The organism is Streptomyces sp. NPDC002889 (assembly GCF_042888425.1).
GTDB lineage: Bacteria > Actinomycetota > Actinomycetes > Streptomycetales > Streptomycetaceae > Streptomyces.
In genome coordinates this window covers 103,391-129,818 of sequence record NZ_JBIAPT010000020.1, presented here as the reverse complement: position 1 = coordinate 129,818, position 26,428 = coordinate 103,391, and the positions used below count along the sequence as shown (strand labels likewise).

Below are 26,428 nucleotides of genomic sequence, written 5' to 3'. Positions count from 1 at the left end.
CGATCTCCTCACGCGGATGAACACCCCACCCACGCAGTCCGTATGGAACGACGCGCTACTTCCCTCCCCCGGGATTGGAGTTCCATGGGACGCAATACGAGAAAACGCTCAACTCTGGCCAACCGGGCGATCGCTGCTTCGGCTGCCCTGATTCTGGGCGGGGGTGGTCTGGTGGCGGCCAATGTCTACGCATCCGCCGGAGAAGGCTGGAACGGCGGAAGTTCCGACAACCAGACCAAAAATGTCAATCAGTCGGCCTCGACAATTGACTGCCCCGACGTCGGTAATGCCCTGTCCGAAGTACCCGATGGGGTACGCGGAGCGGTCGACCGTGAACTGGCCACGCTGGACACCCAGATCACCACGGCATATCAGCGGTTCGCCGACAACAAGGAGCGGATCCAGAGCGACCGCACCTTCGCACAGAATCAGCTGCTGACGCCGCTGAAGAACGAACGACTGGTGATCATCCAGCGGATCGTCTCCATGATCGACCGTGAAGCCCCTCGGCCTCAGGGCCTGGAGCCGATGGCACCGTGCGCGTTGCAGGCCGACGACGCCGACACGAATGCCGGCGATGGCCAGGACCAGAACGGCGGCCAGGACCAGAACCAGAACGACGGCCAGGACCAGGGCCAGGACCAGGGCCAGAACGACGGCCAGGACCAAGGGCAGGACCAAGGGCAGGACCAGGGCGAGGACCAGGGTCAGGGTCAGGGTCAGGCGGGCAACGGCCCCGAGGCGTCGGACTTCGTCGAGATCCAGAACGTGCAGCCCAACGTCCAGAACCCGCAGCAGCAGGACGGCGGCTCGAACGGCACCTTCACCACCGACTGCGGTGTCAACGCCAACGGTTTGTTCAACCCCGACAATGTGATCGTCGCGCCCGGTGTGAGCAACGGTGCGCACCATATGCACGACTACGTCGGCAACCAGGCGAACGACGCATTCGCGAGTGACGACGATCTTGCCAATGGCGACACCTCCTGCCAGAACCAGGGTGACAAGTCGTCGTATTTCTGGCCCGTGCTGCGTCTGCAGAACGGTCAGAACGAGGCCGACGCACAGGCCGATGGCGGCGGCAAGGACCAGAATGTCGGCGAGATTCAGACGCCTTCCGAGGTGACGATGACTTTCGTCGGAAATCCGGTCAGCAAGGTCACCGCAATGCCCCGCCTCCTGCGGATCATCACCGGTGACGCCAAAGCCTTCGTCAATGGCGACGCGAATGCCAATGCCTCCTGGAGCTGCACCGGCTTCGAGGACCGCCAGCTGAAGGACAAGTACCCGATCTGCCCGGAGGGCAGCCAGGTCGTCCGCAGCTTCAAGTTCCAGAGCTGCTGGGACGGTCAGAACATCGACAGCGCCAACCACCGCACGCATGTGGCCTTCGCGGACGACAACGGCCAGTGCGGCAACGGCTTCCAGGCCATCCCCCAGCTCGTGCAGCGGATCGTCTACGACGTGCCGCCGCCGGTCTTCGACGGGGACAACGCCTCGGTGTTCGCGGTCGACTCATTCCCCGAGCAGCTGCACAAGCCGATCACCGACCACGGTGACTTCATCAACGTCTTCGACGAGCAGCTCATGGAGGAGGTGGTGAACTGCATCAACAACGGACAGAAGTGCAACTAGTCCCGCCGTCGTCGGAGACGACGTAGCCGGACGGCATCAGGACCGAGAAGTCGGAACCTGAAGTCAGCACCACCGAACCCAAGCGATCGGGTCGGCCCGAACAGGAAGCGGGCCGGCCCGATCTTGCTGTACGGCCGCGGGCCGGCAGGCCCCGGCCGGCCACCGCCGCACGTGCCGGCCGGACGCCGGCGCGGACGTGCGAAGCGATGGGGGCCGGCCCGGACCGGTCGGACCGACCCCCACCCACAGCCCCGTGCCATCAGCCCCCGTGGTGTCCCTCGTGGCTCTCCTTGCCCTCGTGCCCCTCGTGGCTCTCCCCGCTTCCCCCGCCGCTCCCCGAGTGGTGATCCGCGCCGGTCTCCACCGTGCCGCCGAGCCGGTCGCGCAGCGCCGCGATCACCTTCTCCTCGCCGGACGCGACCCACTTGCGGCCGACGAGATAGGAGCCGCCGTAGTCGTTGGCCGCGTTGATCCACTCGCGCTGACCACGGTCGGTGGCGAAGGTGGTCAGCACATACTTGCCGTCGGCCGTGGCGCAGTTGGCCTGCCGCAGCTCGGCCGCGTCCGTCTGGATGTTCGGCTTGCACGCTGCCTGCTCGGCCAGCTCCTCCAGGGTCCCCGTCGCCGCCTTCGGCTCCTTGCCGTCCGCGACACGCCCGTCGTCGTCGCCACCGGAACCGCAGGCCGCCACCAGGACCAGGGCCACAGCGGCCAGTCCTGTCCGGGCCGCCCGCCACGTGCTGTTATTCGTACTCGTCCGCATCCAGCCATGGTGCACTCCCACCCCCTCTTCGCGCGATAGAACCGGCGGTAACGTGCGCTCCCGCACGCATCTGTTGTCGCCTGAGCAACACAGAGGAGCGCTGATGAACGAGTTGTCGAGACGTACGCTGCTGGGCACCGCGGGAGCGGTCGGAGCCGGCGCCGTACTCGCCGGGCCCACGGCGGCTTTGGCCGCGCCCAGGTCCGAACTCCCGGCCGCCCCTGTCCCCCGGCTCACCACCGGCCCCGCGCTGGCCGCCCTCGGCCGGCTGCTGCCCCGGCACGCCGACCAGTTCCGGCTGCGGATGCTCACCGGGCCCGAGCGCTTCCGGGTCACCGGCTCCACCGGCCGGATCGAGGTCGCCGGCACCAGCCCGGCCGTCCTGCTGACCGGGGTGCACTGGTATCTCAAGTACGTCTGCCGGGCGCATGTCTCCTGGTCCGGCAGCCAACTCGCTCTGCCCCACCGGCTGCCCGCGCCCCGCCGCCCCCTGGAACGCAAGGCGAGCGTCGCGCACCGGTTCGCGTACAACGACACCCACGACGGCTACACCGCCCCGTACGCCGACTGGCCCCGCTGGGAGCGGCTGATCGACGTCCTCGCCCTGCACGGCTGCAACGAGATCCTGGTCACGCCCGGCCAGGAGGCCGTGTACCACCGGCTGCTGAGGGACTTCGGGTACTCCGACACGGAGGCCCGCACCTGGCTGCCCGCGCCGTCGCACCAGCCGTGGTGGCTGCTGCAGAACATGAGCGAGTACGGCGGCCCGCTCTCGCACGGGCTGATCGAGCGGCGCACCGACCTCGGCCGGCGCATCGCCGACCGGATGCGGGAACTCGGTATGCACCCGGTGCTGCCCGGCTACTTCGGGACCGTCCCGGACGGCTTCGTCGCCCGTAACCCCGGCGACGCCCGTGTCGTCCCCCAGGGCACCTGGAACGGTCTGCGCCGCCCCGACTGGCTCGACCCGCGTACGCAGAGCTTCGCCGATGTCGCCGCCGCCTTCTACCGGCACCAGGGGGAACTGTTCGGCGAGGTGAACCACTTCAAGATGGACCTGCTGCACGAGGGCGGTACGGCCGGTGACGTCCCCGTGCCGGCCGCGGCGCGTGCCGTGGAGAGATCGCTGCAGAGCGCCCGGACCGGCGCGACCTGGGTGATCCTCGGCTGGCAGTCCAACCCGCGTCCGGCGCTGCTGGAGGCGATCGACACCGAACGGCTGCTGATCGTCGACGGTCTTTCCGACCTGGACACGGTGATCGACCGGGAGAAGGAGTGGGGCGGGGCGCCGTACGCGTTCGGCACCATCCCCAACTTCGGCGGGCGTACGACGATCGGCGCGAACACCGACCGGTGGACGGAGAAGTTCACGGCCTGGCGCGACAAGCCCGGCAGCGCGCTGGTGGGCACCGCGTACATGCCGGAGGCCGCCGAGCGCGACCCCGCGGCCCTGGAGCTGTTCAGCGAACTGGCCTGGCGCGAGGAGAAGATCGACCGCGAGGAGTGGTTCGCGCAGTACGCGCAGATCCGCTACGGCGGCGAGGACCCCTCGGCCCGCGCCGCATTCGGCGCACTCGCCGCCACCGCCTACAAGCTGACCAGCACCGACGGCCGCCCCTACGACTCGCTGTTCTCGCGCCGCCCCAGCCTCACCTCGGCCATCGGCACGGCCTTCGACCCGGCGGGTTTCGACCGGGCGTTCGCCGCGCTGCTGAAGGTACGGCCTTCGCTGCGGGAGAGCGACGCGTACCGCCACGATGTGACGGACCTGGCCCGCCAAGCCCTCGCCAACCGCTCCCGCACGCTCCAGCTGCCGATGCGGGCCGCGTATCTGGACAAGGACGTGGATGCCTTCCGCGCCCTGAGCGCGCTGTGGCTGAAGATGATGCGGCTGACCGACACCATGGCCGGCTGCCACCGCTCGTTCCTGCTGGGGCCATGGCTGGAGGACGCCAAACGGCTGGCCACCGGCCCCGAGGAGGCGGTGGAGCTCGAGCGCACGGCCCGGGTGCTGATCACCACCTGGGCGGACCGGGCGGCCGCGGGCCAGCTCAGCAACTACGCCAACCGGGACTGGCAGGGGCTGATGAACGATGTCCATGTCCCGCAGTGGGAGGTGTATCTGACCGAGTACGCCGCCGCGATGTCCGAGGGCCGTGCCCCCAAGGCCTTCGACTGGTACCCGTCGGAGGAGGCATGGACGCGGGAGAGGACCACGTATCCGGTGCGGGCGACCGGTGACGCCCACCGCATTGCCCAGCGCGTCCACGACACCCTGGCCCGCGCCCCGTACCAGGGTTTCGTGTCCGTGAGCGTGGACCCGCCGGCGTTCACCCCCGGCAGCACCGGCACGCTCACGGCCGACTTCCGCAACTTCAACGGGCTGCGCGCCACCGGCCGTGTCGACTTCGAGCTGACCGGTCTGGACGCCGTGGCGCAGGGCGAACCGTATCTGGACAGCGTGCCGGAGGGCGGCAGCGGCAAGGTCTCCTGGCGGGTGACGGCCCCGGACGAGCCTCTCACCGAGCCGCTGGTGCCGATGCCGTACGCGCTGCGCACGCAGTACGGGCCGCGTGGCGAGGAACGGGTGGCGGTCACCCAGCGCAGCAGTGTGCATCTGGCCTCGCCGCTCGCGGCCGGGTGGCACACCTTCACCAGCAACACGGCCGTCTTCGGGCAGGCCGGCGAGCGCTTCGCGATCAACGGCGCGGGCAACGACCTGTGGCGGGGCACCGCCCAGTTCGGCACCGCCTACCGGCCCGGCGCGCTGACGCAGGGCAGGAGTGCGGTGGTGCGGGTGGACGCGCAGGAGAACACAGGAAGTTGGGCGAGGGCGGGCATCGTCGTGCGCAACAGCCTCGGGCAGGCGGGGGGCACGGGTTTCCTGAATCTGGCGGTGACCCCCGGGCAGGGTGTCGTGCTGTCGTACGACACGAACGGCGATGGAACCCTGGACACCTATCGGCGCCTCACCGGCATCAAGGCCCCCGTGCTGCTCAGGCTGACCAAGAACACGGGAACGTCCTTCACCGGAGCGTGCTCCACCGACGGCGGCGCCACCTGGCGCACGATCGCCACGGTGTCCGTGCCGGGGGCGGTGGCCGGCCAGGACGTGGGGTTCTTCATGAGCGCCACGAACGGCGGCAGCGGGGCGCGGGGCACGGTCGCCTTCAGCGGATGGTCGCTCACGTCCGGCACCGCCGTCGTCGGCTAACGTGCCCTAGGAAACGGGACACAGTCGGAGGATTGTGCAGATAACGGCCCCACGGACCGTACGGGCCGTCCGAGCAGTCAGGGAGCCGCCGCGCCATGAACGCGATCCCCGCCACCACCGTCGCCAACCTCCGGGATCTCGGCGGCACGCCCCTGACCGACGGCCGGTCCGTACGCTCCGGTCTGCTCTTCCGCTCCGGGCAGCTCGACCGGCTGGACGCCGCGGCCGACCGGGCCGTCGCCGCCCTCGGGGTGCGTACCGTCGTCGACTTCCGCACCCGGGCCGAACGCAGCGCCCGCCCCGACAAGATCCCCGTGGGCGGGCGGCTGCTGCTCGCCGATGTGCTGGCGGACCAGGTGACATCGGGCCGGATGCCGCCGGCCGCCCGGCTGCGCCAGCTGCTGTCCGACCCGGCCGTCACCGAGCAGGAGCTGGGCGGCGGCCAGGCACAGACCCTGTTCGGCGACATCTACCGCTCCTTCGTCACCACCGACTCGGCCCGCGCCTCCTACCGGGCGTTCCTCAACGAGCTCGCCGAACCCGGGGCCGCTCCGCTGCTGTTCCACTGCACGGCGGGCAAGGACCGTACGGGCTGGGCCGCGACGATCGTGCTCACCCTGCTCGGGGCGACGCCCGAGACCGTGGAGGCCGAGTACCTGGCCGTCAACACGGCGGTGCGGCAGGCGTTCGCGCCCATGGTGAAGGGGTTCACCGCACAGGGCGGCGAACCGGAGACCGCGCTGGCGATCATCGGCGTGGTCCCGGACTACCTGGAGGCAGCGCTGGACGAGGTCGATGCGCGTTACGGCAGCATGGAGAAATACGTACGCGAAGGTCTCGGCGTCCCGGCCAAGGCGCTGGAGCGGATCCGCGCGCTGCTGACCGTCACGCCCTGAAGAGGGCTTCCCTCACCCGCCGCCGCGAGTCCGCCTGGTGACCATCGGACGATTCGCTCGTTCAGCTGAACGTGCGCCCACAGGATGTCGTCACCGTTCCCGCCCCGTCCGCGGACTCCCCCGCTCCCGCCCCCGTCGAGGTCGAGCAGGCCGAGGCGGCACTGATCGAGCACTACCCCCGTCTCGTACGGATCGCCTATCTCGTGCTGCCCCCGTCGCTCGGCCGCAACCGGCGTGTGCTGACCGCACACGCCATCGCCCAGCGCTCGCTGCCGCGCGCCCGCACCGCCCCGGCGGCGGGCGGGGTCCCGCACCCGCGAAGCGCCACGGGCGCCGCCGACCCGGGCTATGCGTATGTACGGGGCCGGGTGCTGCGCCAGGCGCTGGAGGCGGGTCTGCCACTGCGCCGCCTCGCGCGGCCACGGCGCGCCCAGTTCCCGCCGCTGCTGCCGCATGTGTGGGGGCTGCGGGTCTTCCCCCGGTCCGGCGGGGCGGACGAACTCGCCCTGGACCAGCGGCTGTGCGCGCTCTCCGGGCCCGCGAGGGCCGCGTACGTGCTGCGCCGCCTGGAGGGGCTGACCGTCGCGGAGGTGCGCGGCGCCCTCAGCGCCGCCGGGGTCGAGGACGTGGAGGCGGCGCTGACGGACGCAAACGGTATGCGCGACCAGGACGGGCAGGGCGCCGGGCGGGCCGCTGCGCTGCTCGGCTCGTCCGAGTTCGACCCCTGTTCACTCCAGGTGCGTCCCCCCGACCTGATGCGCCGCCGTCAGCATGCCAAGGCGGCCCTGGTGGCGGTCGCGGCGCTCACGGTGTGCGGGGCGCTGCTCGGGCTGCCAGGCGACGGCTGGGGTCCGAACGGCGCGGCGGCCCCTGTGTACGCCCGTAATCCTGCCGCCGAAGCGGCACTCGACCCGGGCCGGTTGACCCGGGTCTCCCCCACGGCGTGGCAGGTCTCCTCCCGCCGGGACTTCTCCGTCTGGCCCACGCGCGGCACGCACACCGAGGACCGCGCGCTGCTGCGCCGGGCGCTCGCGGTCTGGGCCAGGCCCGGCAGCGGCGTCCAGGTCTCCGCGACCCCCGGCACCCCGTCGGGCCCACCGATGGGGCCCGCGCAGCTGCTGTTCGCGGGCGAGGTGGACCGGGCGCGGGTGGTGCTGCTGTACGACGGGCTGCGGGTGGCCCGGTACGCCGAGCCGGTCGGCGACGACGGCCTCGACGGCGGTGCGGCGCTCGACTTCGCGCGCACGGACGGCGCGGACGCGGCGTCCGCGAGTGCGCTGGTGGCCGGCCGCACCGACGGCAATGTCCGTTATCTGACGGCTCCTTGGGTACGGCGGGCCACCGTACGGGAGCTCCTCGACCCGACCGGCGATCCGCGCCCGCTCGCGCGGGACGCCGACGGTGTCACGGCCCCGCTGCCGAGCCCCGCGCAGGCGCGCGAATGCGTGGCCTGGGAAGCGCTCGAGCTGGACGACGGGAGCGCCGCCCGGGTGCTCACGGACCTCGGCGAACTGACCCCCGCCCGGCTCACCTACGGTCCGCCGGGTGCCCCGAAGGACGTCACCGCGGCGGCGGCCCGTGCTGCCTGGGCTCGTACGGCCTGCCTGCTGCCCGGGGTGCGGACGCACGGGGTGCGCAGCGTGAACTCGTGGCAGTACGCGCAGCAGGCGCTGCCCGAGGCGAACGGCACCGCTGCCTGGCTGTGCACGCGTGCAGAGACCTGGCGCGGTACGGGCAGCCGGGTCATGACCCAGTTCCAGCCCCCGGCGCCCCGGCCGGACGCCCCGGGCGCGATCGCGGCGCGAGCGGAGGACTCGCCGTCCTGCGGAGTGCGGGAACCGCGGGTGCTGGCCGGAGTGCTGTGGAAGTCCCGGGCGGGGCAGTGGTACGTGCTCGCGGCGGGCAGCGAGCAGTTCGGCTCGCTCGCGGTGTCGGGCGGGGTGGAGGGACAGACCGCGGGCCGGATGCTGGCCGTGCGTGCGAAGGAGGGGACGCGGGCGGAGCTCACCGGCCGCCTGCCGGACGGGACCCGCGTCGGTGCCCTCGACTGAACCGGCCCGGCTGCGGGCGTGGTGCCGGACCTGCTACAACGGCCCTGTGGGGGCGGGGACGGGGTCATGGACTTGTTCCGAGGGGCCGGCCTGCGTCGCGCGGCCGGTACTCAACCCATAGGACGGAGCCCTTCCGCTCAGTCGGTAGGGTGTTCGCATGACGACCGGGGTGCGGCGACGGATGGGCGTCGATGAGCGCAGGCGGCAGCTGATCGGTGTGGCGCTGGAGCTGTTCAGCCTCCGCTCCCCCGACGAGGTGTCGATCGATGAGATCGCGGCGGCCGCGGGGATATCGCGGCCGCTCGTCTACCACTACTTCCCGGGCAAACAGAGCCTGTACGAGGCGGCACTGCACCGGGCGGCCGACGAGCTGGCCGGGCGGTTCGAGGAGCCGCACGAGGGGCCGCTCGGGGCGCGGCTGCTGCGGGTGATGGGCCGGTTCTTCGACTTCGTCGACGAACACGGCCTCGGATTCGCCGCGTTGATGCGCGGCGGCCCGGCCGTGGGTTCCACGGCAACCAACGCGATGATCGACGAGGTGCGGCACGCTGCGTACCGGCAGATCCTGGCCCATCTGGCGATCGAGGACCCGTCGCCACGGCTGCAGTTGGTCGTGCGCTCCTGGGTCTCGCTCGCCGAGTCGACGGCGCTGCTGTGGCTGGACGGCCGGCAGGTGCCGCGCGCCGAGCTGGAACTGCAGCTGGTGCACGACTTCGCGGCGCTCAGCGCGGTGAGCGCCGCGTACGACGACGACATGGCGAAGCTGCTGATACGCATCCTGGCGGACGAGCCGGCCGAGGGACCGTTCGGCGATCTCGTCGAACGGCTCATGGCACTGGCGCCCGCGGTGACGAAGGTGCCCGCTCAGCGCCTGCGGTAGGAGGCGTCCAGTTCACGGACCTCGGCGGAGAGGACCACGGTGACGTCGCCGGCCGGCCTCAGATACTCGGCCAGCAGATCGAGTACGACCTCGGACAACTGCGCCTTGACCTCCGGGGTCCGGCCCGGCAGCAGCGCGATGCCGATGTGGACGACGGCGTCCTCGGCCGTGCCGGCGGCGACGACGGTCTCGTCGACGCGGCGGAACCGGGTCTTGCAGGCGGCCAGTTGGGCCTCGGCGGTCTCGGCGATCAGCGGGTGCAGCGCCAGCGCGAACCCCTGACGGTCGAAGAAGGACTCCAGGTTCTGCGAGTAGTCGACGGTGATCTGGGGCATGGCTTCGCTCCGGTGGCCGGGTCGGTCATAGTCTCTTGTCATGATCGCCGACTCCGCCTTCCGACGTGCCGCGGACACCACCGCCGATGTGACCGCCCTGGTCGCGCTGTACGACGACGCGGCGCACTGGATGCTGCGCAGGGGAATCGACCAGTGGAAGCCCGGCGGCAAGGACGCCGCGCACTTCCGGCGCCGGATGAAGGAGGGCGAGGTCTGGCTGCTGGAGCAGGCAGGGCTTCGGATCGCGGGAGCGTACGAGGTGTGGTGGGACGACGAGCCCGCGTGGGGAGTTCAGCCGCCGGTCGCCGGATATGTGCACCGTCTGATGACCGCCCGTGGGCAGGCGCCGACCGGGTCGGGGCGGGTGATGCTCGCCCATGCCGAACGGCGCATTGCCGCCGCCGGGCGGGAGTTGGCACGGCTGGACTGTCTGAGCCGCAACCCGCGGCTGCGGACGTACTACGAGGCCGCCGGGTACCGCGTCGCCGGCGAGGAGCCCGCCAAGGCGGCCGCTGACGGCAGCCGTTACGGGGTACTGCTGCTCGAGAAGCGACTCGCCTGATGGGCAGCCGGAAGGACGACCGGTACAGTCCGATCCTGTGACCGCTCCCGCGCGCCTGGCCGACATCGCAGCCCAGGCGGGGGTCAGCGAAGCGACGGTGAGCCGGGTTCTCAACGGGAAGCCGTCGGTCGCCGCGACCACCCGCCGGTCCGTGCTCGCCGCACTCGACGTGCTCGGGTACGAGCGGCCCGTACGAGTGCGCCGGCGCAGTGCGGGCCTGGTCGGCCTGATAACCCCCGAACTGGAGAACCCGATCTTCCCCGCGCTCGCGCAGGTGATCGGGCAGGCGCTGACCAGGCAGGGCTACACGCCGGTGCTGGCGACCCAGACGCCGGGCGGCTCCACGGAGGACGAACTCACCGGGATGCTGGTGGACCGAGGCGTCTTAGGAATCATCTACGTCTCCGGGCTGCACGCGGACAGCACCGCCGACATGCGGCGTTATGATCGACTTCGTTCACAGGGCGTCCCTTTCGTCCTGGTCGACGGTTTCTCCCCGAAGGTGCAGGCGCCGTTCATCTCCCCCGACGACCGGGCGGCGATGCGGCTCGCTGTGACTCATCTGATCTCGCTCGGTCACACCCGGCTCGGCCTGGCCCTCGGACCACGGCGTTTCGTCCCCGTACAACGGAAGATCGAAGGGTTCGTCGAGGCCGTGGGGGACCAGCTGGGGCCGGCTGCGCGGGTGATCGCGACCGAGCTGATCCAGCATTCGCTCTACACCCTGGAGGGCGGCCAGGCGGCCGCCTCCGTACTGATGGACCACGGCTGTACGGCTGTTGTCTGCGCCAGCGACATGATGGCCCTGGGGGCGATACGGGCGGCGCGGCAGCGCGGGCTCGAAGTGCCCGACGACATCTCCGTGGTGGGATTCGACGATTCGCCGCTGATCGCCTTCACGGATCCGCCGTTGACCACGATCCGCAAGCCTGTGCCCGCGATGGGCCAGGCCACGGTCCGCACCCTGCTGGAGGAGATCGGCGACAGCCGGCCCACCGGGGCGCCGCCGGCTCAGCGAAGGACTCCCGTTCACGGCGAGTTCGTCTTCATGCCGGAGCTGGTGGTTCGCGGTTCAACGGCGGCTGCTCCCGCTTCCGCGACGATTTCCGCACCCCTGGGGTGACCTGGGGGGGGTAAGTCGTCCGTAAGGTGTACCGCGTGCGGCCTGAACCCGACCGAGGGATGATCAGTGGTGAGCCGTGTATCTGGCAGACTCTCGTCCCATGGGTGAAGCGACCGTGAAGACTCTGGAAGGCCGGACGGCGACCCCGTCACCCATGGTGGACGACGAGGCCGCGCAAACTCCTGCCCGCACCCGGCAGCGCACTCCCCGCGCCCCCCGGTCGCCCCGCCGCCCGCGGATCTGGTTCGAAATCCTGCTGATCGCGGTCAGTTACTGGACGTACTCCCTCATCCGCAATGCCGTGCCGGAGCAGAAGAGCCAGGCGCTGCGCAACGCGGACTGGATCTGGGACGTCGAGAGGACCCTCGGCATAGCAGTGGAGCAGACGGTCAACCACGCCGTGAACTCGGTGACATGGCTGATCGTGTCGATGAATTACTACTACGCCACGCTGCACTTCATCGTGACCATCGGCGTGCTGGTGTGGCTCTACCGCTGGCACCCGGGCCGTTACGCCGCCGCCCGACTCGTCCTGTTCTGTACCACCGGTGTGGCACTTGTCGGTTACTACCTGTACCCGCTCGCACCGCCTCGGTTGATGAACGGCCAGCGCTTCATCGACACGGTCCTGGTCCATGAGACCTGGGGCTCGATGGCCTCCGGCAACTTCAAGAACATGTCGAACCAGTACGCGGCGATGCCCTCGATGCACATCGGGTGGTCGCTGTGGTGCGGCATGATCATCGTCGCGCTGGCCACCGCGCCCTGGGCCAAGATCCTCGGCGTGCTCTACCCGACCCTGACGCTGGTCGTCATCGTGGCCACGGCGAACCACTTCTGGCTGGACGCGGTGGGCGGCATGATGTGCCTGGCGTTCGGCTTCGCGGTCTCCTACGCCTGGTTCCGGGCGCTGCCGCACCAGCTGCCCAAGCTGGCGCCGGCGCCCTCGGCCCTGCCGCGCGACCCGAACAACGGCCTGCGCCGCTTCCTGCCCGCCGCACGCACCTGAAATCCCCGGGGCTCGGGCTCTCCCTGCCCGAGGATGCGGTGCCTGCGGACGCCCTGCCCAAGGATGCGGTGCCCGAGGATGCGCTGCCCGCCCGGGCACACCCCGCGCTCCCGGCGCTCTCGGACCCGCCCCGGCCCTACGCCCCGTAGAACAGCTCCTCCATCACCGCGCGTGCACGCCGTGTGATGCGCCGGTAGTCGTCGAGCATGTCGCCCACATGTCCTGGCCCGTACCCGAGGTAGCGCCCCACCGCGGCCAGCTCCCGGCCGTCGGACGGGAAGGTGTCTCCGGCGCGGCCGCGTACCAGCATCACGGCGTTGCGGACCCGGGTCGCAAGGACCCAGGCCTCGTCCAGGATCTGCGCGTGCTCCGTGTCGATCAGGCCCGCCGCGTGCGTGGCCGCCAGCGCCTCGCGGGTGCGGGGCGTGCGCAGACCCGGCTCCGCCCAGCCGTGGTTCATCTGGAACAGCTGGACCGTCCACTCGACATCGCTGAGACCGCCTCGGCCGAGCTTGGCGTGCAGCATGGGGTCCGCGCCCCGCGGGAGCCGTTCGGACTCCATACGGGCCTTGAGGCGGCGGATCTCGCGTACCGCGTCCTCGCCGAGACCCTCCGCCGGGTAGCGCAGCGGATCGACCAGCTCCACGAACCGGGCCGCGAGCTCCGGATCGCCCGCCATGGGCTCGGCGCGCAGCAGCGCCTGGCTCTCCCACACCAGCGACCAGCGGCGGTAGTAGGCCTCGTAGGAGGCGAGTGTGCGCACCATGGGACCGCTCTTGCCCTCGGGCCGCAGATCGGCGTCGATCAGCAGCGGCGGGTCCGCGGTGGGCAGTTGCAGCAGCCGGCGCATCTCGGTGACGACGGTGTTCGCGGCCTGCGCGGCCTCCTGCTCGTCCACGCCCTCGCGCGGCTCGTGGACGAAGAGCACATCGGCGTCGGAGCCGTAGCCGAGCTCGTGCCCGCCGAAGCGGCCCATGCCGATGACCGCGAACCGGGTCGGCAGGGTGTCGCCCCACTCCTCGCGCACGGCGGCCCGCAGCGCGCCCGCGATGGTGGCAGCGGTCAGGTCGGTGATCGCGTTGCCGACCCGGTCCACCAGGGCACCCGGGTCGGCCTCGGCGGGGCTGTCCTCGGTGCCGTACGAGCCGATCAGATCGGCTGCCGCGGTCCGGAACAGTTCCCGGCGGCGTACCCCGCGGACGGTGGTGACGGCGGCCTCGGCGGTGTCGGCGCGCCCGACGGCGGCCAGCACCTCCTGCTCCAGATGGTCCCGGCCGCGCGGCACCAGGCCCTCGGGGTCGCCGAGGATCGCGACCGCCTCGGGGGCGCGCAGCAGCAGGTCGGGGGCGAGCCGGCCGGCGGACAGCACGCGCGCCAGGTTCTCGGCGGCGGCGCCCTCGTCCCGCAGCAGGCGCAGGTACCAGGGCGTCTTGCCGAGTGCGTCGGAGACCTGGCGGAAGCCGAGCAGTCCCGCGTCCGGGTCGGCCGAGTCCGCGAACCAGCCCAGCAGCACCGGCAGCAGCGTGCGCTGGATGGCTGCCTTGCGGCTCACGCCCGCGGTCAGCGCCTCCAGGTGGCGCAGGGCCGCGGCCGGGTCGGCGTAGCCCAGGGCCTCCAGACGCTGGACGGCCGCCTTCGGGCTGAGCCGGATCTCCCCGGGCGCCAGCTGCGCGACGGCGTCCAGCAGCGGCCGGTAGAAGATCTTCTCGTGCAGTCTGCGCACCACGGAGGCGTGCCGCTTCCACTCCTTGGTGAGGGTGGCGACGGGGTCGGTGCGCATCCCGAGGGAGCGGCCGAGGCGGCGCAGATCGGCCTCGTCCTCGGGCACGAGATGTGTGCGCCGCAGCCGGTAGAGCTGGATGCGGTGCTCCATGGCGCGCAGAAAGCGGTACGCGTCGTCCAGCTGGGCCGCGTCCGCCCTGCCCACGTAGCCACCGGCCGCCAGAGCCTGGAGCGCCTCCAGGGTGGAACCGCTGTGCAGGGTGGCATCGCTGCGGCCGTGCACCAGCTGGAGCAGCTGTACGGCGAACTCGACGTCGCGCAGTCCGCCGGGGCCGAGTTTCAGTTCGCGCTCGACCTCGGCCACGGGGATGTTGTCGACGACACGGCGGCGCATCTTCTGCACGTCGGGCACGAAGTTCTCGCGCTCGGCGGCCTGCCACACAAGGGGGGCGACGGCCTCGATGTACTCCTCGCCGAGGATCAGGTCGCCGGCCACCGGCCGGGCCTTGAGCAGGGCCTGGAACTCCCAGGTCTTGGCCCAGCGCTGGTAGTAGGCGAGATGGCTGGAGAGTGTGCGCACCAGCGGCCCGTTGCGGCCCTCGGGGCGCAGATTGGCGTCGACCGGCCAGATGGTGCCCTCGACCGTCGTCTCGGAGCAGATCCGCATCAGATGGGAGGCGAGCCGGGTGGCGGCCTGGACGGCCTTGCCTTCGTCCACGCCGCCGTCCGCGGGCTCGGCGACGAAGATCACGTCCACGTCGGACACATAGTTGAGCTCATGGCCGCCGCACTTGCCCATGGCGATCACGGCGAGACGGCAGGCGGCGGCGTCCGCGGGCGCGGCGGAGCGGGCGATCGCGAGGGCGGCGCGCAGGGTCGCGGTGGCCAGGTCGGCGAGCTCGGCGGCAGCCTCGGCGACATCGGTGGTGCCGCACACGTCGCGGGCGGCTATCGACAGCAGACAGCGGCGGTAGGCGACCCGCAGGGAGACCGGGTCGGCCGCGCCGGTGAGGCAGAGTTCGAACTCCTCGACACCGGGGTGCAGGTCGGAAGCCTCGTAGGTGACCAGCGCCTGCCAGTCGCGCGGGTGGCGGGCCAGATGGTCACCGAGCGCCTCGGACGCGCCGAGCACACCCAGCAGCCGGTCGCGCAGCGGCTTCGCGGTGATCAGGGTGTCCAGCAGGCGCCGGCGCTCGCCGGGCTCCTGCGCCTCCACCAGGCGTACGAGGGAGCGCAGCGCCAGATCGGGGTCGGCGCTCGCGCCGAGGGAGTCGAGGAGCACCGGATCGCTGCGTACGGAAGACATGTCGGGCAGGTCCAGCAGCCGTTGGGCGGCGGAGGGGTCGGTGAAGCCGTGCCGCAGCAGTCGGGTGAATGTACTGCTTCTGCGCCCCGGCCCCGTCATCCCGGTCTCCCGTCCTGTCCGACTGTGCGATCAAGCTGCGGATTCGAGCCTAGCCTCCGCACGCCGCGGCGCACCCCGCGGCCCACGCGGGGCGTGCGCGGGACCTGGAGCAGGGGCGGGGCACCGCTCACGGCACACGGGCCGGTTCGCGCCGCGTGGGGCGTGGGGCGTGGGCACGGAGAGCCGACCGAGCCGATCGGCGCCTGCCGGGCGGAGCTACCGACCCGCGCGGGCGGGGCGACCGAGGCGTGCCGGGCGGGATCCGACGCGAGCCGATACGCGCCCGGCCGGGCCGGGCGACCGACGGGTGCGGGCCGCGCCCGACGCCTGCTCGGTGCGACCGGACGGGCCCCGGCCCTGCGCCACGCATCCGGCGCCGCGCGGTCGAAAGGGACGTACCGCGTGGACGCGGCGTGAGATACGCCATGTTCATTGCCGTTCGGCGCCGCCGACCTTCATGCTCAGTATTCCGTTTACTCGGCCGGCCGACGGCGATCACCCCGATCTTGCTGGCCAGATCCTGCCCTTGTTGAACATCGAAGGCCCTTCCGCATGCGCACGTCCGGGTTCCGTCGCCGCCCCGCCCTGCTGTCCCACCGGGGCACGAAGGCAGCCATGATCGCCGCTCCCCTCATCGGGATCGGCTGGCTCTCCGGCGCCGCGCTCGCCACCTCCGACACCCAGGCGGCGCCGGGCGCCTCGGGCGGGAGGCACAAGGCGGTTTCCGCGCGTACCCAGCCGAAGCCGGCCCCCACGCCCCGTACCGCCACCACCGCTTCTGTGATGCAGATCGTCTCCCACCCCGACGACGACCTGTTCTTCATGAACCCGGACACCCGTCAGTCGATCTCCGCGCGCCGCAACCTCACCTCGGTGTATCTCACGGCGGGCGAGTCCGACGGGGTCAATGCCGCCCGTACCGGCCCGCTGGCCCCCGTCACGCCGCCTCTCGCGGACAAGGCCCGTTATGCGGAGGCCCGGCAGAACGGCATCCGCGCGGCATACGCGGAGATGGCCACCGGCGACCGCACCAGCCCGTGGGAGCGCAGGGCGATTCCCACGGCCGGCGGCGGCACGGCCGAGCTGGACACCCTGCGTGCCCGGCCGGAGATCCGCCTGGTGTGGGTGCAGTTGCGCGAGGCCGGTTCGATACTCGGCGACCGTCCCAGCAGCCTGCACGGGCTGTGGGACGGTCGCGTGGACCGTCTCGGCGCACAGCTCTCCTCCGGCACTCCGGTCGAGGCCGACTTCGCGTACACCAGGCAGCAGGTGATCGACACGGTGGCCGGGCTGCTCGAGCGGTTCCGGCCCACGCATGTGCGGATGCTGGACCCGACACCCGGCCTCGTCGAGGAGACCGGCCAGTCCTCGGACCACCAGGACCATACGTTCGGCGCCCGGTTCACCCAGGCCGCGCTCGAGCAGTACGCGGCCTCCCCCGGCCACCCGGTCTTCAGCGTGCAGAACTATCTCGGCTACCGCACCGGCGGGCTGCCGGCCACGCTGGATGCGGCGAGTGCCGAGGCGAAGCTGGCCACCCTCAGGACGTACGCCTGGACGGACGCCCGCAACTACTGCGCCGATCCGGTGGGCTGCGGCGACCGCAAGACGGCCGCGCGCCCTGCCGGGCACGGCTGGGCGTCCTCCGTGCGCTACACCCGCGGCGAGTCGACGTCGTGGCTGCAGCCGGGCAGGGACGGGGGGCTGTGGGCGTTCTCGGTGCTCGACAACCGGCTCGCCGTCTGGCACCGGGCGGCGGGCGGGCAGGACGCCTGGAGCGGTCCGGAGCTGCTGGCCGGCGGGGGGATCGACAGCGGCGTCACGTCCGTGCGGCTGGCGGACGGACGGATCGCCGTGTTCGCGACCCGTACGACGCTGGGCCGGGCGCCCGGCGACTACCGCAGGGACGTCGTCATGGCCGTGCAGGGCGCGCCCGACGGGACGTTCGGGCCGTGGCTCTCGCTCGGCACCCCCGAGAGGGACGACGCATCCGGCCTCTCCGACATCAGCGCCCCCGCGGCGACGGTGGACAACGCCGGGCGCATGACGGTCTATCTGCGCAACGGCCACCACTCGCTCAGCTCCACGGCCCAGCGGGCGGACGGCTCGTGGACGCCGTGGAAGGAGCGCGGCGGCCACGATCTGCACGGCGATCCGGCCGTGGCCTCCGACGCTGCAGGCCGCCAGCACGTCTTCGTCGCCACCCCGGGGTCGGTGCTGTCGTGGACCCAGACGGCGCCCGGCGCGCCGCTGAGCGGCCCGACGGCGACCGGGCTGCCGCCCACGACGCTCGCGCTGTCCGCGGCCGCGGCCGCGGACGGGGACGGCGTACGGCTGTGGTTCCGCAAGCCCGGATCGGGCGCGGCGCGCACCGTCCACTTCTCGGGACCGCTGGCCTCCCCCCTCTCGGATCTCGGCGGTCCGGCCGGCTTCGGCCCGGTCAGCGCGTCGGGGCCCGGCAACGGTGTGCTGGCGCTCCGTTCCGGGACGGGTGTCCCGGGCACGGCGCTGGTCGCCCCGGACCGGCACGGGCAGGCAGGCCGCGCCGACCAGGCCGCCGTACGGTCCGCGCAGTCCGCGCAGACCGGGCCGACGACCTGGCATACGGCCGGCTCGCCGTTCGTGGGCGCACCCGCGGGTGCACAGACCGGGCGGCAGAGTACGGCGCTGGCGGCGCTGGGCCAGGAGGGCCGCCTGTACTGGGCCGAGACCGACGGGCGGACACCGCCGACGGCGTGGCGCCCGGTGGGCTGAGCGCGGGCCGCCGCACGCCGCTGGTGGCTGAGCCCGGACGCTTGCGCCACGGGCTCCGCCCGGCCGAGCCGGGACCGATGAGTACCGGCGACCGGCGCGGTCTACACATGCGGTGACCCTGCTACGAGAGGACCGCGCCATGTCCGAGAACCAGCCGCTGACCGAGCTCGATGCCCGCTACAGCGACCCGAAGGCGTCGGCGGCCGACTGGTCGGACGCGGTCGGACGGCTGCGGACGGCCGAGACCTTCTGGCTCACGACGGTCCGGCCGGACGGCCGCCCGCACGTCACCCCACTGATCGCCGTCTGGCACGAGGGAGGGCTGCATTTCTGCACCGGTGCCGACGAGCGCAAGGCCCGCAACCTCCGCCACCATCGGGAGGTCGTCCTCACGACGGGCGTCAACTCCCTGAGCGAGGGGCCGGATGTGGTGATCGAGGGCGAGGCGGTCCGGGTCACCGACGAACCGACCCTGCGGGCCTTGGCCGGGGCGTACATCGAGAAGTACGGTCCGGAGTGGACATTCGACGTCCGGGACGACGTTTTCGTCGGCGACGGCGGCCCCGCCCTGGTGTTCCGGGTGGCGCCGCGGACGGCGTTCGGCTTTGCGAAGGGCGAGGTGTTCGGCCAGACACGCTGGCAGTTCGCCCGGTGATCCACAGTGATCGGCACAGTGAACCATTCAGTGATCCACCTATACACCCCAGGGAGCTCACCGATGGACATGACCCTTGAAGTCATCCCGGTCCCGGTCTCGGACCTCGACCGGTCGAAGAAGTTCTACGAGGAGGGCTGCGGCTTCAAGGTCGATCTCGACGACGAGGTGGCTCCGGGGATGCGCATCATCCAGCTGACGCCGCCCGGCTCCCGCTGTTCGATCGCCATGCTGGCGGGTATGCCGTCACACCCCGACCAGCCGCAGATGGCCCCGGGCACGCTCCACGGCCTGCAGCTGTGCGTCACGGACATCGCGGCCGCCCACGCCGAGCTCACGGCGAAGTCCGTGCCCGTGACGGCGATCCAGCACGTGGGCGCGACGGGCTGGGAGGAGGGTCCGGGTGAGACGTGGAACTCCTTCATGTTCTTCAAGGACCCGGACGGCAACACGTGGTGCGTCCAGGAAGCCCCCTCACCGCTGTCCGAGCGCTGACGCCCGGCGCGAGGTCCGAGGTCGTCGCCCGGCAGCAGATCGTGCCCGGCTACGGTCCTGTCATGCCTGCGATACCCACCACCCCCGTCATGCCGGTCACGCCGGTCACTGCCGACGACCTCGACCTCGCCGTCCGACTCGCCGTCACCGCTCTGCGCGGCGCGCCCCCGACGGCCTGGGACGGCAAGGCCGGCTCGCTCGAGTGGAGCTGCTGGGAAACGGTCGAGCACCTCGCGGACGACCTCTTCGCGTACGCCGTCCAACTGGGCCCGAGGACACCGCCGTTGGACGGCCCCGTCCCCTTCGTCTTCGAAAGCCGCAGGCCCGGCGGCCCCGCCAACTCCATCCACGCGAACCGCGCGGCGGGTCCCGCCGGTCTGCTTCAGGTGCTGGAGGCGAGCGGCGCCCTGCTGGCCGCCATGGTGCGTACGACACCGCCTCATGTCCGCGCCCACCACGTCTTCGGGGCGTCGGACCCGGAGGGCTTCGCCGCGATGGGCATCGTCGAATCCCTGGTCCACACCTACGACTTGGCCAAAGGGCTCGGCCTCACCTGGACTCCGCCCGCGGACCTGTGCGCGCGGATCCTGACACGCCTGTTTCCCGGCGCCCCGCGCACCACGGCCCCGTGGCCCACACTGCTGTGGGCGACGGGGCGGGCCGAGCTGCCGGGCCACGCTCGTCTCACCGAGTGGCGCTGGTACGGCGCGCCCAGGCCTGCGGCGCAGTCGGAACGGACGCAGGCTCAGGGCTGAGGCGGCTCCTGCCGGCCCTGCGAGCCGTACTGGTCCTTCAGCTTCTCCTGACCCGTGTCGACCTGGCGCCGGTGCTTGCCCTGAGTCCTGTCGTCGATCGTGTCACCGGCCCTTTCGACACCTTTGTCGGCCTCGGACTCATGGCCCTTCAGCATGCTCCTGATCTTGTCCATCATGGACATGGGGATTTCCTCCTCGCCACATGGGCTCCCGTACCTCCAGAGTCACCGCACCTGGCCCGGTTCGCATCCCCAGCAAGAAGGCGGGGCCACGAGGACAGGTTCTTGCCTCACCCTGCCCGGCCCGTGAGCCCGCCGCCGTCGACGAAGGCACACCATGTGCATGCCGAGATGATCGGGTCGGCCCGCCGGCGATCGATCAACGATGTCCATACGTGGCGTGCCGGTCGACTCGCTGGGGGCTCCTGTGGGAGGAGGGGACGCTGCGCGCCTACCGCTCACTCGGAGGAGCGTATTCGCGCAGATCCTCCAGGGTGGTGGCGAGCATGCGTGCCCGGTCCTCGGGATCCGGGTAGCTGTCCCCATCGCGCCGTTCGGCCCAGCCGGACGTCTGGAGCTGCACGATCAAGCGCTTCAGTTCGGCCAGGACGGCCGGAGGCGTGTCGTCGTCCAGTGCCAGATCCGCCGCTCAGGTCGGCCTGGTGTCCGGTGCGCCGCAGCGCACCGGGGAGTGACTGCGAGCGAAGGCCGGCATCGGGCGAGTCCGTAACGGTCGAGCGCGGCCGCGGCTTCCCGGGTGCTTTCGTCGTCCGCACGCTCGAAAATGGCGAGCGACGAAATCGCCGCGGCGCGGACATCGTCGTCAGGGTCATGATCGAGCAGCTCGATGAGCGTGCCCACTGCGCCGGCCGCCTCCGGCCTGCCCCCCAGGTGGTGGGGCCGGCTGTCGCAGGTCCGCACGACACGACTCCGGGCCAACGGTTCACGACCGTCGGCCCGGAGTGGCGGCAGGACACTCAAATAGTGATCTGACCAGCGCCCTTACAGCACCGGCAGGCTCTTGCGCAGCTCGAAGGCCGTGACCTCGGAGCGGTACTCCTCCCACTCCTGCTTCTTGTTGCGCAGGAAGAAGTCGAAGACGTGCTCGCCCAGCGTCTCGGCGACCAGCTCGCTGCGCTCCATCAGGTCGATCGCCTCGCCGAGGTTCTGCGGGAGCGGCGCGATGCCCATCGCGCGGCGCTCCGCGTCGGACAGCGCCCACACGTCGTCGTCGGCACCGGCCGGGAGTTCGTAGCCCTCCTCGACGCCCTTGAGACCCGCGGCCAGCAGGACCGCGTACGTCAGGTACGGGTTCGCACCGGAGTCGATCGAGCGGACCTCGACGCGCGAGGAGCCGGTCTTGCCGGGCTTGTACATCGGGACGCGGATCAGGGCGGAGCGGTTGTTGTGGCCCCAGCAGATGTACGAGGGTGCCTCGCCACCCGAGCCGGCCGTGCGGGCCGAGCCGCCCCAGATGCGCTTGTAGGAGTTGACCCACTGGTTGGTGACGGCCGAGATCTCGGCGGCGTGCTTGAGCAGGCCCGCGATGAAGGAGCGGCCGACCTTGGAGAGCTGGTACTCCGCGCCCGACTCGTAGAACGCGTTGCGGTCGCCCTCGAACAGCGACAGGTGGGTGTGCATACCCGAGCCGGGGTACTCGCTGAACGGCTTCGGCATGAAGGTCGCCTGCACGCCCTGCTCCAGCGCGACCTGCTTCATGACCAGGCGGAAGGTCATGATGTTGTCGGCCGTCGACAGGGCGTCCGCGTAGCGCAGGTCGATCTCCTGCTGACCCGGCGCACCCTCGTGGTGGCTGAACTCGACCGAGATGCCCATGGATTCGAGCATCGTGATGGCCTGGCGGCGGAAGTCCATGCCGACGTTCTGCGGGGTGTGGTCGAAGTAGCCGGAGCTGTCCGCAGGGGTGGGGCGGCTGCCGTCGACCGGCTTGTCCTTCAGCAGGAAGAACTCGATCTCCGGGTGGGTGTAGAAGGTGAAGCCCAGATCGGAGGTCTTGGCAAGGATCCGCTTCAGCACGAAGCGCGGGTCCGCGAAGGACGGGGAACCGTCGGGCATCAGGATGTCGCAGAACATCCGGGCCGTGCCGGGGGCCTCGGCGCGCCACGGCAGGATCTGGAAGGTGCTCGGATCCGGCTTTGCGATCATGTCGGACTCGTAGACCCGTGCAAAGCCCTCGATCGCGGAGCCGTCGAAGCCGATGCCCTCGTCGAAGGCCTGCTCGAGCTCGGCGGGTGCAACGGCCACCGACTTCAGGAAGCCGAGTACGTCGGTGAACCACAGGCGCACGAACCGGATGTCGCGCTCCTCGAGTGTACGGAGCACGAATTCCTGCTGCTTATCCATTTCCAAACCATCCTTGCCGGTCACGCCGCCCTGCCTGCCGCTCCCGAGCATGCCATCCATCGGTTTCCGGCGCGTTGCGCACCGCGGCTGAGCCCATTGTGGGTCAGGGCACACCCCGAGACGACCCTGAGGCCCCCCTCACTCCTCCCGGACATGTGTCAGCTTCCTTTGACACGTCGCCGCTGGGTGCGTCAGCCTTTACTGACAGATACGAACGAAGGGAGCCGCGATGGGCGAGTTCCCGGCGGGCCGGCAGCTCGACGAACCGAGTCCCGGAGGGTCACGTCCCGACGAACCGGACCCCGGAAAACCAGGTACCGGCCAACCGAGTGGTGAGGCCCTGCTCAAGGTGCTCACCGCCCTCGGCAATCCGCACCGGATGCGGATCGTCGCCGCGCTGCTCGGAGGCCGTGACTACGTCAGCCGGCTCGCCCGCGAGCTCGGCATCGGCCGGCCGCTGCTCCATATGCATCTGCAGCGACTGGAGGCGGCGGGGCTCGTCACCGGGAAGCTGGAGCTGTCCGAGGGCGGCAAGGCGATGAAGTTCTTCGAGCTCACGCCGTTCTGCTACGCCCTCACCCCCGAGGTCGTCGCAGCGGCGGCACGCACGCTCCCCGAGGAGGAGAAGGAAACGATGAAGGAGACGGCCACATGAACGCGAATCTGGTGGGAGCGGTCGGAGCCGGCGGGTTCTTCCTCCTTCTCATCGTCATCGTCTGGCAGACCGCCGCTACCTGGCGGGCTCGCGCACTGGCCGCCCGCGACGCGCAGTACCGCCAACTGGCAGACAAGTACGCCACGTTGCTGGAGGACAACACCGAGCTGCATCGACGCACCCTCGACGAGCTGACGCAGACCCGCGTCTCGCTCACCTCGATGGAGAAGATGATGCGCGAGATCGAGTGATCGAGTAGCAGCAGCTCGTACGAGCGCGGTGCGGCCAGGAGCTGCAACTCCCGGCCGCACCTCATGGAGAACACATCCCAGGCACAGCCACCCCATCACCGCGGCAGGTCTGCAAACCGTCACGCCGCGGTGCGGGTCCCGTGCGCCCCGAACTCCACACACAGGAGATTACTCATGAAAGCGCTGCTCAAGCGCCTGGCCGGTGCGCCGGGAGGCAGTCGCACCAAGTGGCTCGTCCTCGTCGGCTGGCTGATCGTCGCCGCCGCTCTCGGCCCGCTCGCGGGCAAGCTCGGCGAGGTCGAGGAGTCAGGACCGAACGCCTTCCTCTCCCGCGGCGCCGAGTCCGCGCAGGTCAACACGCAGCTGGAGAAGTTCCGTACGGACACGGTGATGCCGGTCGTCACCGTCTACAGCAGCGAGCGGGCGCTCGGAGCGGCCGAGCGGGCCAAGGCCGAGGCGGACCGGGCGGCCTTCGCGCGCTACGCCGTCGGCGGCGAGCAGGTCTCCCGGGTGCTGCCTTCCGACGACGGCAGGGCGCTGATGCTCGTCGTCCCGCTCTCCGCGGAGGACGGAGTCAGCGACAAAGTGGAGGAGATCCGCTCGGTCGCCGCCGCCAACGCCCCACCGGGACTTGAGGTCGCGGTCGGCGGACCGGCCGGCTCACTGGTCGACCAGATCGCGGTCTTCGACTCGCTCGATTCCACGCTGATGATCGCCACCGGCCTGGTGGTGGCCGTGCTGCTGCTGATCACCTACCGCAGCCCGATCCTGTGGCTGTTCCCGCTGCTGTCCGTCGGCTTCGCCGCCGTTCTCACCCAGGTCGGCACCTATCTGCTGGCCAAGTACGCCGGGCTGCCGGTCGACCCGCAGAGCGCGGGCATCCTGATGGTGCTCGTCTTCGGCGTCGGCACCGACTACGCCCTGCTGCTGATCGCCCGCTACCGCGAGGAGTTGCACCGCCAGGAGGACCGGCACACCGCGATGCGGCTCGCGCTGCTCCGCTCCGGCCCGGCGATCCTCGCCTCGGCCGGCACCATCGCCGTCGGCCTCGCCTGTCTCTCCCTCGCCGACATCAACTCCTCGCGCTCGATGGGTCTGGTCGGTGCGGTCGGTGTGGTCTGCGGCTTCCTGGCAATGATCACGATTCTCCCGGCACTGCTGGTGATCGCGGGCCGCTGGGTCTTCTGGCCGTTCGTGCCGCGCTTCACGCCACCGTCAGCCGATGCCGCGGCGGGTCTGGTACGCAGGTCCGTGACCGTCTGGGCCCGTATCGGCGCCGCCGTGGCCCGGCGTCCGCGCTGGTCCTGGCTGATGTCCGTCGCCGTCACCGGCGCCCTCGCGCTCAGCGCCGCAGGCATCACCATGGGCCTGCAGCAGTCCGAGATGTTCCAGGACAAGCCCGAGTCGGTCGTGGCCCAGGAGCGGATCTCGGTGCACTATCCGTCGGGCGCCTCCGACCCGGCGACGATCGTGACCGGGGCAGCCCGGGCGGGCGAGGTCAAGGCCGCCGTCTCCCATGTCCGGGGCGTGGCCCGGGTGGAGGACGGCGCACGCACCCCTGACGGGCTCGCCGCCCTCACCGTCGTGCTGAAGGACGCTCCGGACAGCCGGGCCGCCAAGGACACCATCGATGCGCTGCGCAGCGAGGTCCGTACGGTCGAGGGGGCGAACGCCCTGGTGGGCGGCACCACGGCGCAGACGCTGGACACCCAGCGGGCCGCGGACCGCGATCTGCGGACCGTCATCCCGGTGGTCCTGCTGGTGGTGCTGCTGGTCCTGGTGGGGCTGCTGCGGGCGATCGTCGCGCCGGTGCTGCTGCTGGCCACGGTCGTGCTCTCGTACCTCGCGGCGCTCGGCGCCTCCAACCTCCTGTTCGAGCATGTCCTCGGCTTCGCCGGTGTGGACTGGTCGATCCCGCTCATGGGCTTCGTCTTCCTGGTGGCCCTCGGCATCGACTACAACATCTTCCTGATGCACCGGGTCCGGGAGGAGTCACTCCGGCTCGGCCACTCCCGCGGTGTGCTCGAGGGGCTGACGACCACCGGCGGCGTCATCACCAGCGCGGGCATCGTGCTCGCCGCGACGTTCGCGGTCTTCGCGGGGCTGCCGCTGGTGACGATGGCGGAGTTGGGCGTCATCGTCGGTATCGGCGTCCTGCTCGACACCTTCCTGGTGCGTACCGTGCTGGTGCCGGCGCTCGCCCTGGATCTGGGCCGCTGGTTCTGGTGGCCGGGACGGCTGTTCCGGGCCTGCGAACCGGGGCCGGACAGAGTGGCGGAGCCCGTGCCGGGCGAAGAGCGCGCCCCCGAGCGGGTCTGACACCCGCTCGGCATCCGTGGGCCCCGCCGTCGCGGCGGGGCCCACCGGCCGGTGTGAACGCCGATTCAGTGCCCCGTACGGCACAGCTCATTGGCCCGTATGGCACAGCGGGCCTCCGCGCCCACTACGATCTGCGGCCATGGGGGGTTCGCGGACCGACCGCCTCACGTACATCGCGCGTCCCACGGCTCTGTTGAGCGCCGTGGCGACGCTGCTCGGTGCGCTCTTCATCTGTCTGAGCCAGGCCGATCCGGGTCCGCACCACGCCACCGACACGGGGCCCGCGGCGGTCACGGCGCCCGTGACCGCGTTCAGCTGTCCGTACGACGACGGTGACTGCGGCCTGATGCCGGTGCTGAGCCCGGCCGTGCTCACCGCGCCGCCGCTGGATGCCCCGTTCGAGGCGGGCACCGAACCCCCTTACCCGGGCGAGCCGCCGGCCATCGGTCGCCAGCACCGTTACGGATCCGCCCTCGCGCGGGCCCCTGACCTGCATGTCCTTCAAGTGCTGCGGACGTGACACCGCCACCGGGCAGCCCTTGCCCACCGACACGCGCACCGATGCGCAGACTTCCGCGACTTCCGC

At 71.2% G+C, this 26,428-nt stretch carries 23 protein-coding genes; 16 read left to right on the top strand and 7 right to left on the bottom strand.

Annotation, left to right across the window (positions count from 1 at the left end; genetic code table 11):
- Positions 1-42 precede the first annotated feature (42 nt).
- Positions 43-1,635 carry a DUF1996 domain-containing protein gene (locus tag ACFYWI_RS27660; protein ID WP_389237610.1) on the top strand — a complete coding sequence of 531 codons (1,593 nt, stop codon included), beginning with the start codon at positions 43-45 and terminating at the stop codon, positions 1,633-1,635.
- 259 nt (positions 1,636-1,894) lie between these two features.
- Here ACFYWI_RS27660 and ACFYWI_RS27655 read toward each other — a convergent pair whose 3' ends face one another.
- Complete coding sequence (locus ACFYWI_RS27655) at positions 1,895-2,398, bottom strand: hypothetical protein (protein ID WP_389237608.1); 504 nt, start codon at positions 2,396-2,398, stop codon at positions 1,895-1,897.
- A 103-nt stretch (positions 2,399-2,501) separates the two neighbouring features.
- Here ACFYWI_RS27655 and ACFYWI_RS27650 point away from each other — a divergent pair, with 103 nt between their 5' ends.
- The 4 genes from ACFYWI_RS27650 (at position 2,502) to ACFYWI_RS27635 (ending at position 9,439) form a co-directional block, all read left to right on the top strand.
- The gene (locus ACFYWI_RS27650; protein ID WP_389237606.1) at positions 2,502-5,612 is read left to right on the top strand and encodes an alpha-N-acetylglucosaminidase; all 3,111 of its coding nucleotides are present in this window, start codon (positions 2,502-2,504) and stop codon (positions 5,610-5,612) included.
- A gap of 95 nt (positions 5,613-5,707) precedes the next feature.
- Positions 5,708-6,508: a tyrosine-protein phosphatase gene (locus ACFYWI_RS27645; RefSeq protein ID WP_389237604.1), complete on the top strand. Its 801-nt coding sequence runs from the start codon at positions 5,708-5,710 to the stop codon at positions 6,506-6,508.
- A 71-nt stretch (positions 6,509-6,579) separates the two neighbouring features.
- Positions 6,580-8,559, top strand: a complete 1,980-nt coding sequence (locus ACFYWI_RS27640; protein WP_389237602.1) for a hypothetical protein — start codon at positions 6,580-6,582, stop codon at positions 8,557-8,559.
- A 157-nt stretch (positions 8,560-8,716) separates the two neighbouring features.
- Positions 8,717-9,439, top strand: a complete 723-nt coding sequence (locus tag ACFYWI_RS27635; RefSeq protein ID WP_389237600.1) for a TetR/AcrR family transcriptional regulator — start codon at positions 8,717-8,719, stop codon at positions 9,437-9,439.
- Here ACFYWI_RS27635 and ACFYWI_RS27630 read toward each other — a convergent pair.
- Positions 9,424-9,774, bottom strand: coding sequence for a 5-carboxymethyl-2-hydroxymuconate Delta-isomerase (locus ACFYWI_RS27630; protein WP_389237598.1), 351 nt, complete (start codon positions 9,772-9,774; stop codon positions 9,424-9,426). The two genes, ACFYWI_RS27635 and ACFYWI_RS27630, sit on opposite strands and share 16 nt — an antisense overlap.
- A 40-nt stretch (positions 9,775-9,814) precedes the next feature.
- Between ACFYWI_RS27630 and ACFYWI_RS27625 the strand changes: the two genes are divergently transcribed.
- The 3 genes from ACFYWI_RS27625 (at position 9,815) to ACFYWI_RS27615 (ending at position 12,468) form a co-directional block, all read left to right on the top strand.
- Positions 9,815-10,336 carry a GNAT family N-acetyltransferase gene (locus ACFYWI_RS27625; RefSeq protein WP_389237596.1) on the top strand — a complete coding sequence of 174 codons (522 nt, stop codon included), beginning with the start codon at positions 9,815-9,817 and terminating at the stop codon, positions 10,334-10,336.
- Positions 10,337-10,373: 37 nt separating this feature from the next.
- Positions 10,374-11,459, top strand: coding sequence for a LacI family DNA-binding transcriptional regulator (locus ACFYWI_RS27620; RefSeq protein ID WP_389237594.1), 1,086 nt, complete (start codon positions 10,374-10,376; stop codon positions 11,457-11,459).
- Positions 11,460-11,559: 100 nt separating this feature from the next.
- Positions 11,560-12,468 (top strand): phosphatase PAP2 family protein, encoded by a 909-nt coding sequence (locus tag ACFYWI_RS27615; RefSeq protein WP_389237592.1) that lies wholly within the window; start codon positions 11,560-11,562, stop codon positions 12,466-12,468.
- Positions 12,469-12,604: 136 nt separating this feature from the next.
- Here the strand turns inward: ACFYWI_RS27615 and ACFYWI_RS27610 are convergent, their stop codons facing one another.
- A complete protein-coding gene (locus tag ACFYWI_RS27610; protein WP_389237590.1) occupies positions 12,605-15,595 on the bottom strand; it encodes a bifunctional [glutamine synthetase] adenylyltransferase/[glutamine synthetase]-adenylyl-L-tyrosine phosphorylase in 2,991 nt (996 codons plus the stop codon).
- A 552-nt stretch (positions 15,596-16,147) separates the two neighbouring features.
- On the opposite strand from ACFYWI_RS27610, the gene ACFYWI_RS27605 reads away from it, so the two are divergent.
- From ACFYWI_RS27605 to ACFYWI_RS27590, 4 genes are all read left to right on the top strand, one after another.
- A complete protein-coding gene (locus ACFYWI_RS27605) occupies positions 16,148-18,349 on the top strand; it encodes a PIG-L family deacetylase (protein ID WP_389237588.1) in 2,202 nt (733 codons plus the stop codon).
- A 139-nt stretch (positions 18,350-18,488) separates the two neighbouring features.
- Positions 18,489-19,004: a pyridoxamine 5'-phosphate oxidase family protein gene (locus ACFYWI_RS27600; RefSeq protein ID WP_389237586.1), complete on the top strand. Its 516-nt coding sequence runs from the start codon at positions 18,489-18,491 to the stop codon at positions 19,002-19,004.
- A 63-nt stretch (positions 19,005-19,067) separates the two neighbouring features.
- Positions 19,068-19,499, top strand: coding sequence for a VOC family protein (locus ACFYWI_RS27595; protein ID WP_389237584.1), 432 nt, complete (start codon positions 19,068-19,070; stop codon positions 19,497-19,499).
- A gap of 62 nt (positions 19,500-19,561) precedes the next feature.
- Positions 19,562-20,254, top strand: coding sequence for a hypothetical protein (locus tag ACFYWI_RS27590; RefSeq protein WP_389237582.1), 693 nt, complete (start codon positions 19,562-19,564; stop codon positions 20,252-20,254).
- Here the strand turns inward: ACFYWI_RS27590 and ACFYWI_RS27585 are convergent.
- From ACFYWI_RS27585 to ACFYWI_RS27570, 4 genes are all read right to left on the bottom strand, one after another.
- On the bottom strand, positions 20,245-20,436 hold the full coding sequence (locus tag ACFYWI_RS27585; RefSeq protein WP_389237580.1) for an antitoxin: 192 nt from the start codon (positions 20,434-20,436) through the stop codon (positions 20,245-20,247). The two genes, ACFYWI_RS27590 and ACFYWI_RS27585, sit on opposite strands and share 10 nt — an antisense overlap.
- Positions 20,437-20,704: 268 nt before the next feature.
- Positions 20,705-20,842, bottom strand: a complete 138-nt coding sequence (locus ACFYWI_RS27580; RefSeq protein WP_389237578.1) for a hypothetical protein — start codon at positions 20,840-20,842, stop codon at positions 20,705-20,707.
- Between the two features lie 5 nt (positions 20,843-20,847).
- Positions 20,848-21,114 (bottom strand): hypothetical protein, encoded by a 267-nt coding sequence (locus ACFYWI_RS27575; RefSeq protein WP_389237576.1) that lies wholly within the window; start codon positions 21,112-21,114, stop codon positions 20,848-20,850.
- Positions 21,115-21,255: 141 nt separating this feature from the next.
- Positions 21,256-22,617, bottom strand: a complete 1,362-nt coding sequence (locus tag ACFYWI_RS27570; protein ID WP_389237574.1) for a glutamine synthetase family protein — start codon at positions 22,615-22,617, stop codon at positions 21,256-21,258.
- A 229-nt stretch (positions 22,618-22,846) separates the two neighbouring features.
- Between ACFYWI_RS27570 and ACFYWI_RS27565 the strand changes: the two genes are divergently transcribed.
- The 4 genes from ACFYWI_RS27565 to ACFYWI_RS27550 all read left to right on the top strand — a co-directional run bounded on the left by ACFYWI_RS27565 (position 22,847) and on the right by ACFYWI_RS27550 (position 26,362).
- Positions 22,847-23,272 (top strand): ArsR/SmtB family transcription factor, encoded by a 426-nt coding sequence (locus ACFYWI_RS27565; protein ID WP_389237572.1) that lies wholly within the window; start codon positions 22,847-22,849, stop codon positions 23,270-23,272.
- Positions 23,269-23,523 (top strand): hypothetical protein, encoded by a 255-nt coding sequence (locus ACFYWI_RS27560; RefSeq protein ID WP_389237570.1) that lies wholly within the window; start codon positions 23,269-23,271, stop codon positions 23,521-23,523. Before ACFYWI_RS27565 ends, ACFYWI_RS27560 begins: the two co-directional genes overlap by 4 nt.
- A gap of 174 nt (positions 23,524-23,697) precedes the next feature.
- Positions 23,698-25,842, top strand: a complete 2,145-nt coding sequence (locus tag ACFYWI_RS27555; RefSeq protein ID WP_389237568.1) for an MMPL family transporter — start codon at positions 23,698-23,700, stop codon at positions 25,840-25,842.
- 139 nt (positions 25,843-25,981) lie between these two features.
- Positions 25,982-26,362 (top strand): hypothetical protein, encoded by a 381-nt coding sequence (locus tag ACFYWI_RS27550; protein ID WP_389237566.1) that lies wholly within the window; start codon positions 25,982-25,984, stop codon positions 26,360-26,362.
- The last annotated feature ends 66 nt before the right edge of the window (positions 26,363-26,428 follow it).

Coding starts and splice junctions, on each gene's coding strand:
- ACFYWI_RS27660 (WP_389237610.1), top strand. CDS start 43: ATGGAACGACGCGCTACTTCCCTCCCCCGGGATTGGAGTTCCATGGGA.
- ACFYWI_RS27655 (WP_389237608.1), bottom strand. CDS start 2,398: ATGCGGACGAGTACGAATAACAGCACGTGGCGGGCGGCCCGGACAGGA.
- ACFYWI_RS27650 (WP_389237606.1), top strand. CDS start 2,502: ATGAACGAGTTGTCGAGACGTACGCTGCTGGGCACCGCGGGAGCGGTC.
- ACFYWI_RS27645 (WP_389237604.1), top strand. CDS start 5,708: ATGAACGCGATCCCCGCCACCACCGTCGCCAACCTCCGGGATCTCGGC.
- ACFYWI_RS27635 (WP_389237600.1), top strand. CDS start 8,717: ATGACGACCGGGGTGCGGCGACGGATGGGCGTCGATGAGCGCAGGCGG.
- ACFYWI_RS27630 (WP_389237598.1), bottom strand. CDS start 9,774: ATGCCCCAGATCACCGTCGACTACTCGCAGAACCTGGAGTCCTTCTTC.
- ACFYWI_RS27625 (WP_389237596.1), top strand. CDS start 9,815: ATGATCGCCGACTCCGCCTTCCGACGTGCCGCGGACACCACCGCCGAT.
- ACFYWI_RS27615 (WP_389237592.1), top strand. CDS start 11,560: ATGGGTGAAGCGACCGTGAAGACTCTGGAAGGCCGGACGGCGACCCCG.
- ACFYWI_RS27610 (WP_389237590.1), bottom strand. CDS start 15,595: ATGACGGGGCCGGGGCGCAGAAGCAGTACATTCACCCGACTGCTGCGG.
- ACFYWI_RS27605 (WP_389237588.1), top strand. CDS start 16,148: ATGCGCACGTCCGGGTTCCGTCGCCGCCCCGCCCTGCTGTCCCACCGG.
- ACFYWI_RS27600 (WP_389237586.1), top strand. CDS start 18,489: ATGTCCGAGAACCAGCCGCTGACCGAGCTCGATGCCCGCTACAGCGAC.
- ACFYWI_RS27595 (WP_389237584.1), top strand. CDS start 19,068: ATGGACATGACCCTTGAAGTCATCCCGGTCCCGGTCTCGGACCTCGAC.
- ACFYWI_RS27590 (WP_389237582.1), top strand. CDS start 19,562: ATGCCTGCGATACCCACCACCCCCGTCATGCCGGTCACGCCGGTCACT.
- ACFYWI_RS27585 (WP_389237580.1), bottom strand. CDS start 20,436: ATGTCCATGATGGACAAGATCAGGAGCATGCTGAAGGGCCATGAGTCC.
- ACFYWI_RS27570 (WP_389237574.1), bottom strand. CDS start 22,617: ATGGATAAGCAGCAGGAATTCGTGCTCCGTACACTCGAGGAGCGCGAC.
- ACFYWI_RS27565 (WP_389237572.1), top strand. CDS start 22,847: ATGGGCGAGTTCCCGGCGGGCCGGCAGCTCGACGAACCGAGTCCCGGA.
- ACFYWI_RS27560 (WP_389237570.1), top strand. CDS start 23,269: ATGAACGCGAATCTGGTGGGAGCGGTCGGAGCCGGCGGGTTCTTCCTC.
- ACFYWI_RS27555 (WP_389237568.1), top strand. CDS start 23,698: ATGAAAGCGCTGCTCAAGCGCCTGGCCGGTGCGCCGGGAGGCAGTCGC.
- ACFYWI_RS27550 (WP_389237566.1), top strand. CDS start 25,982: ATGGGGGGTTCGCGGACCGACCGCCTCACGTACATCGCGCGTCCCACG.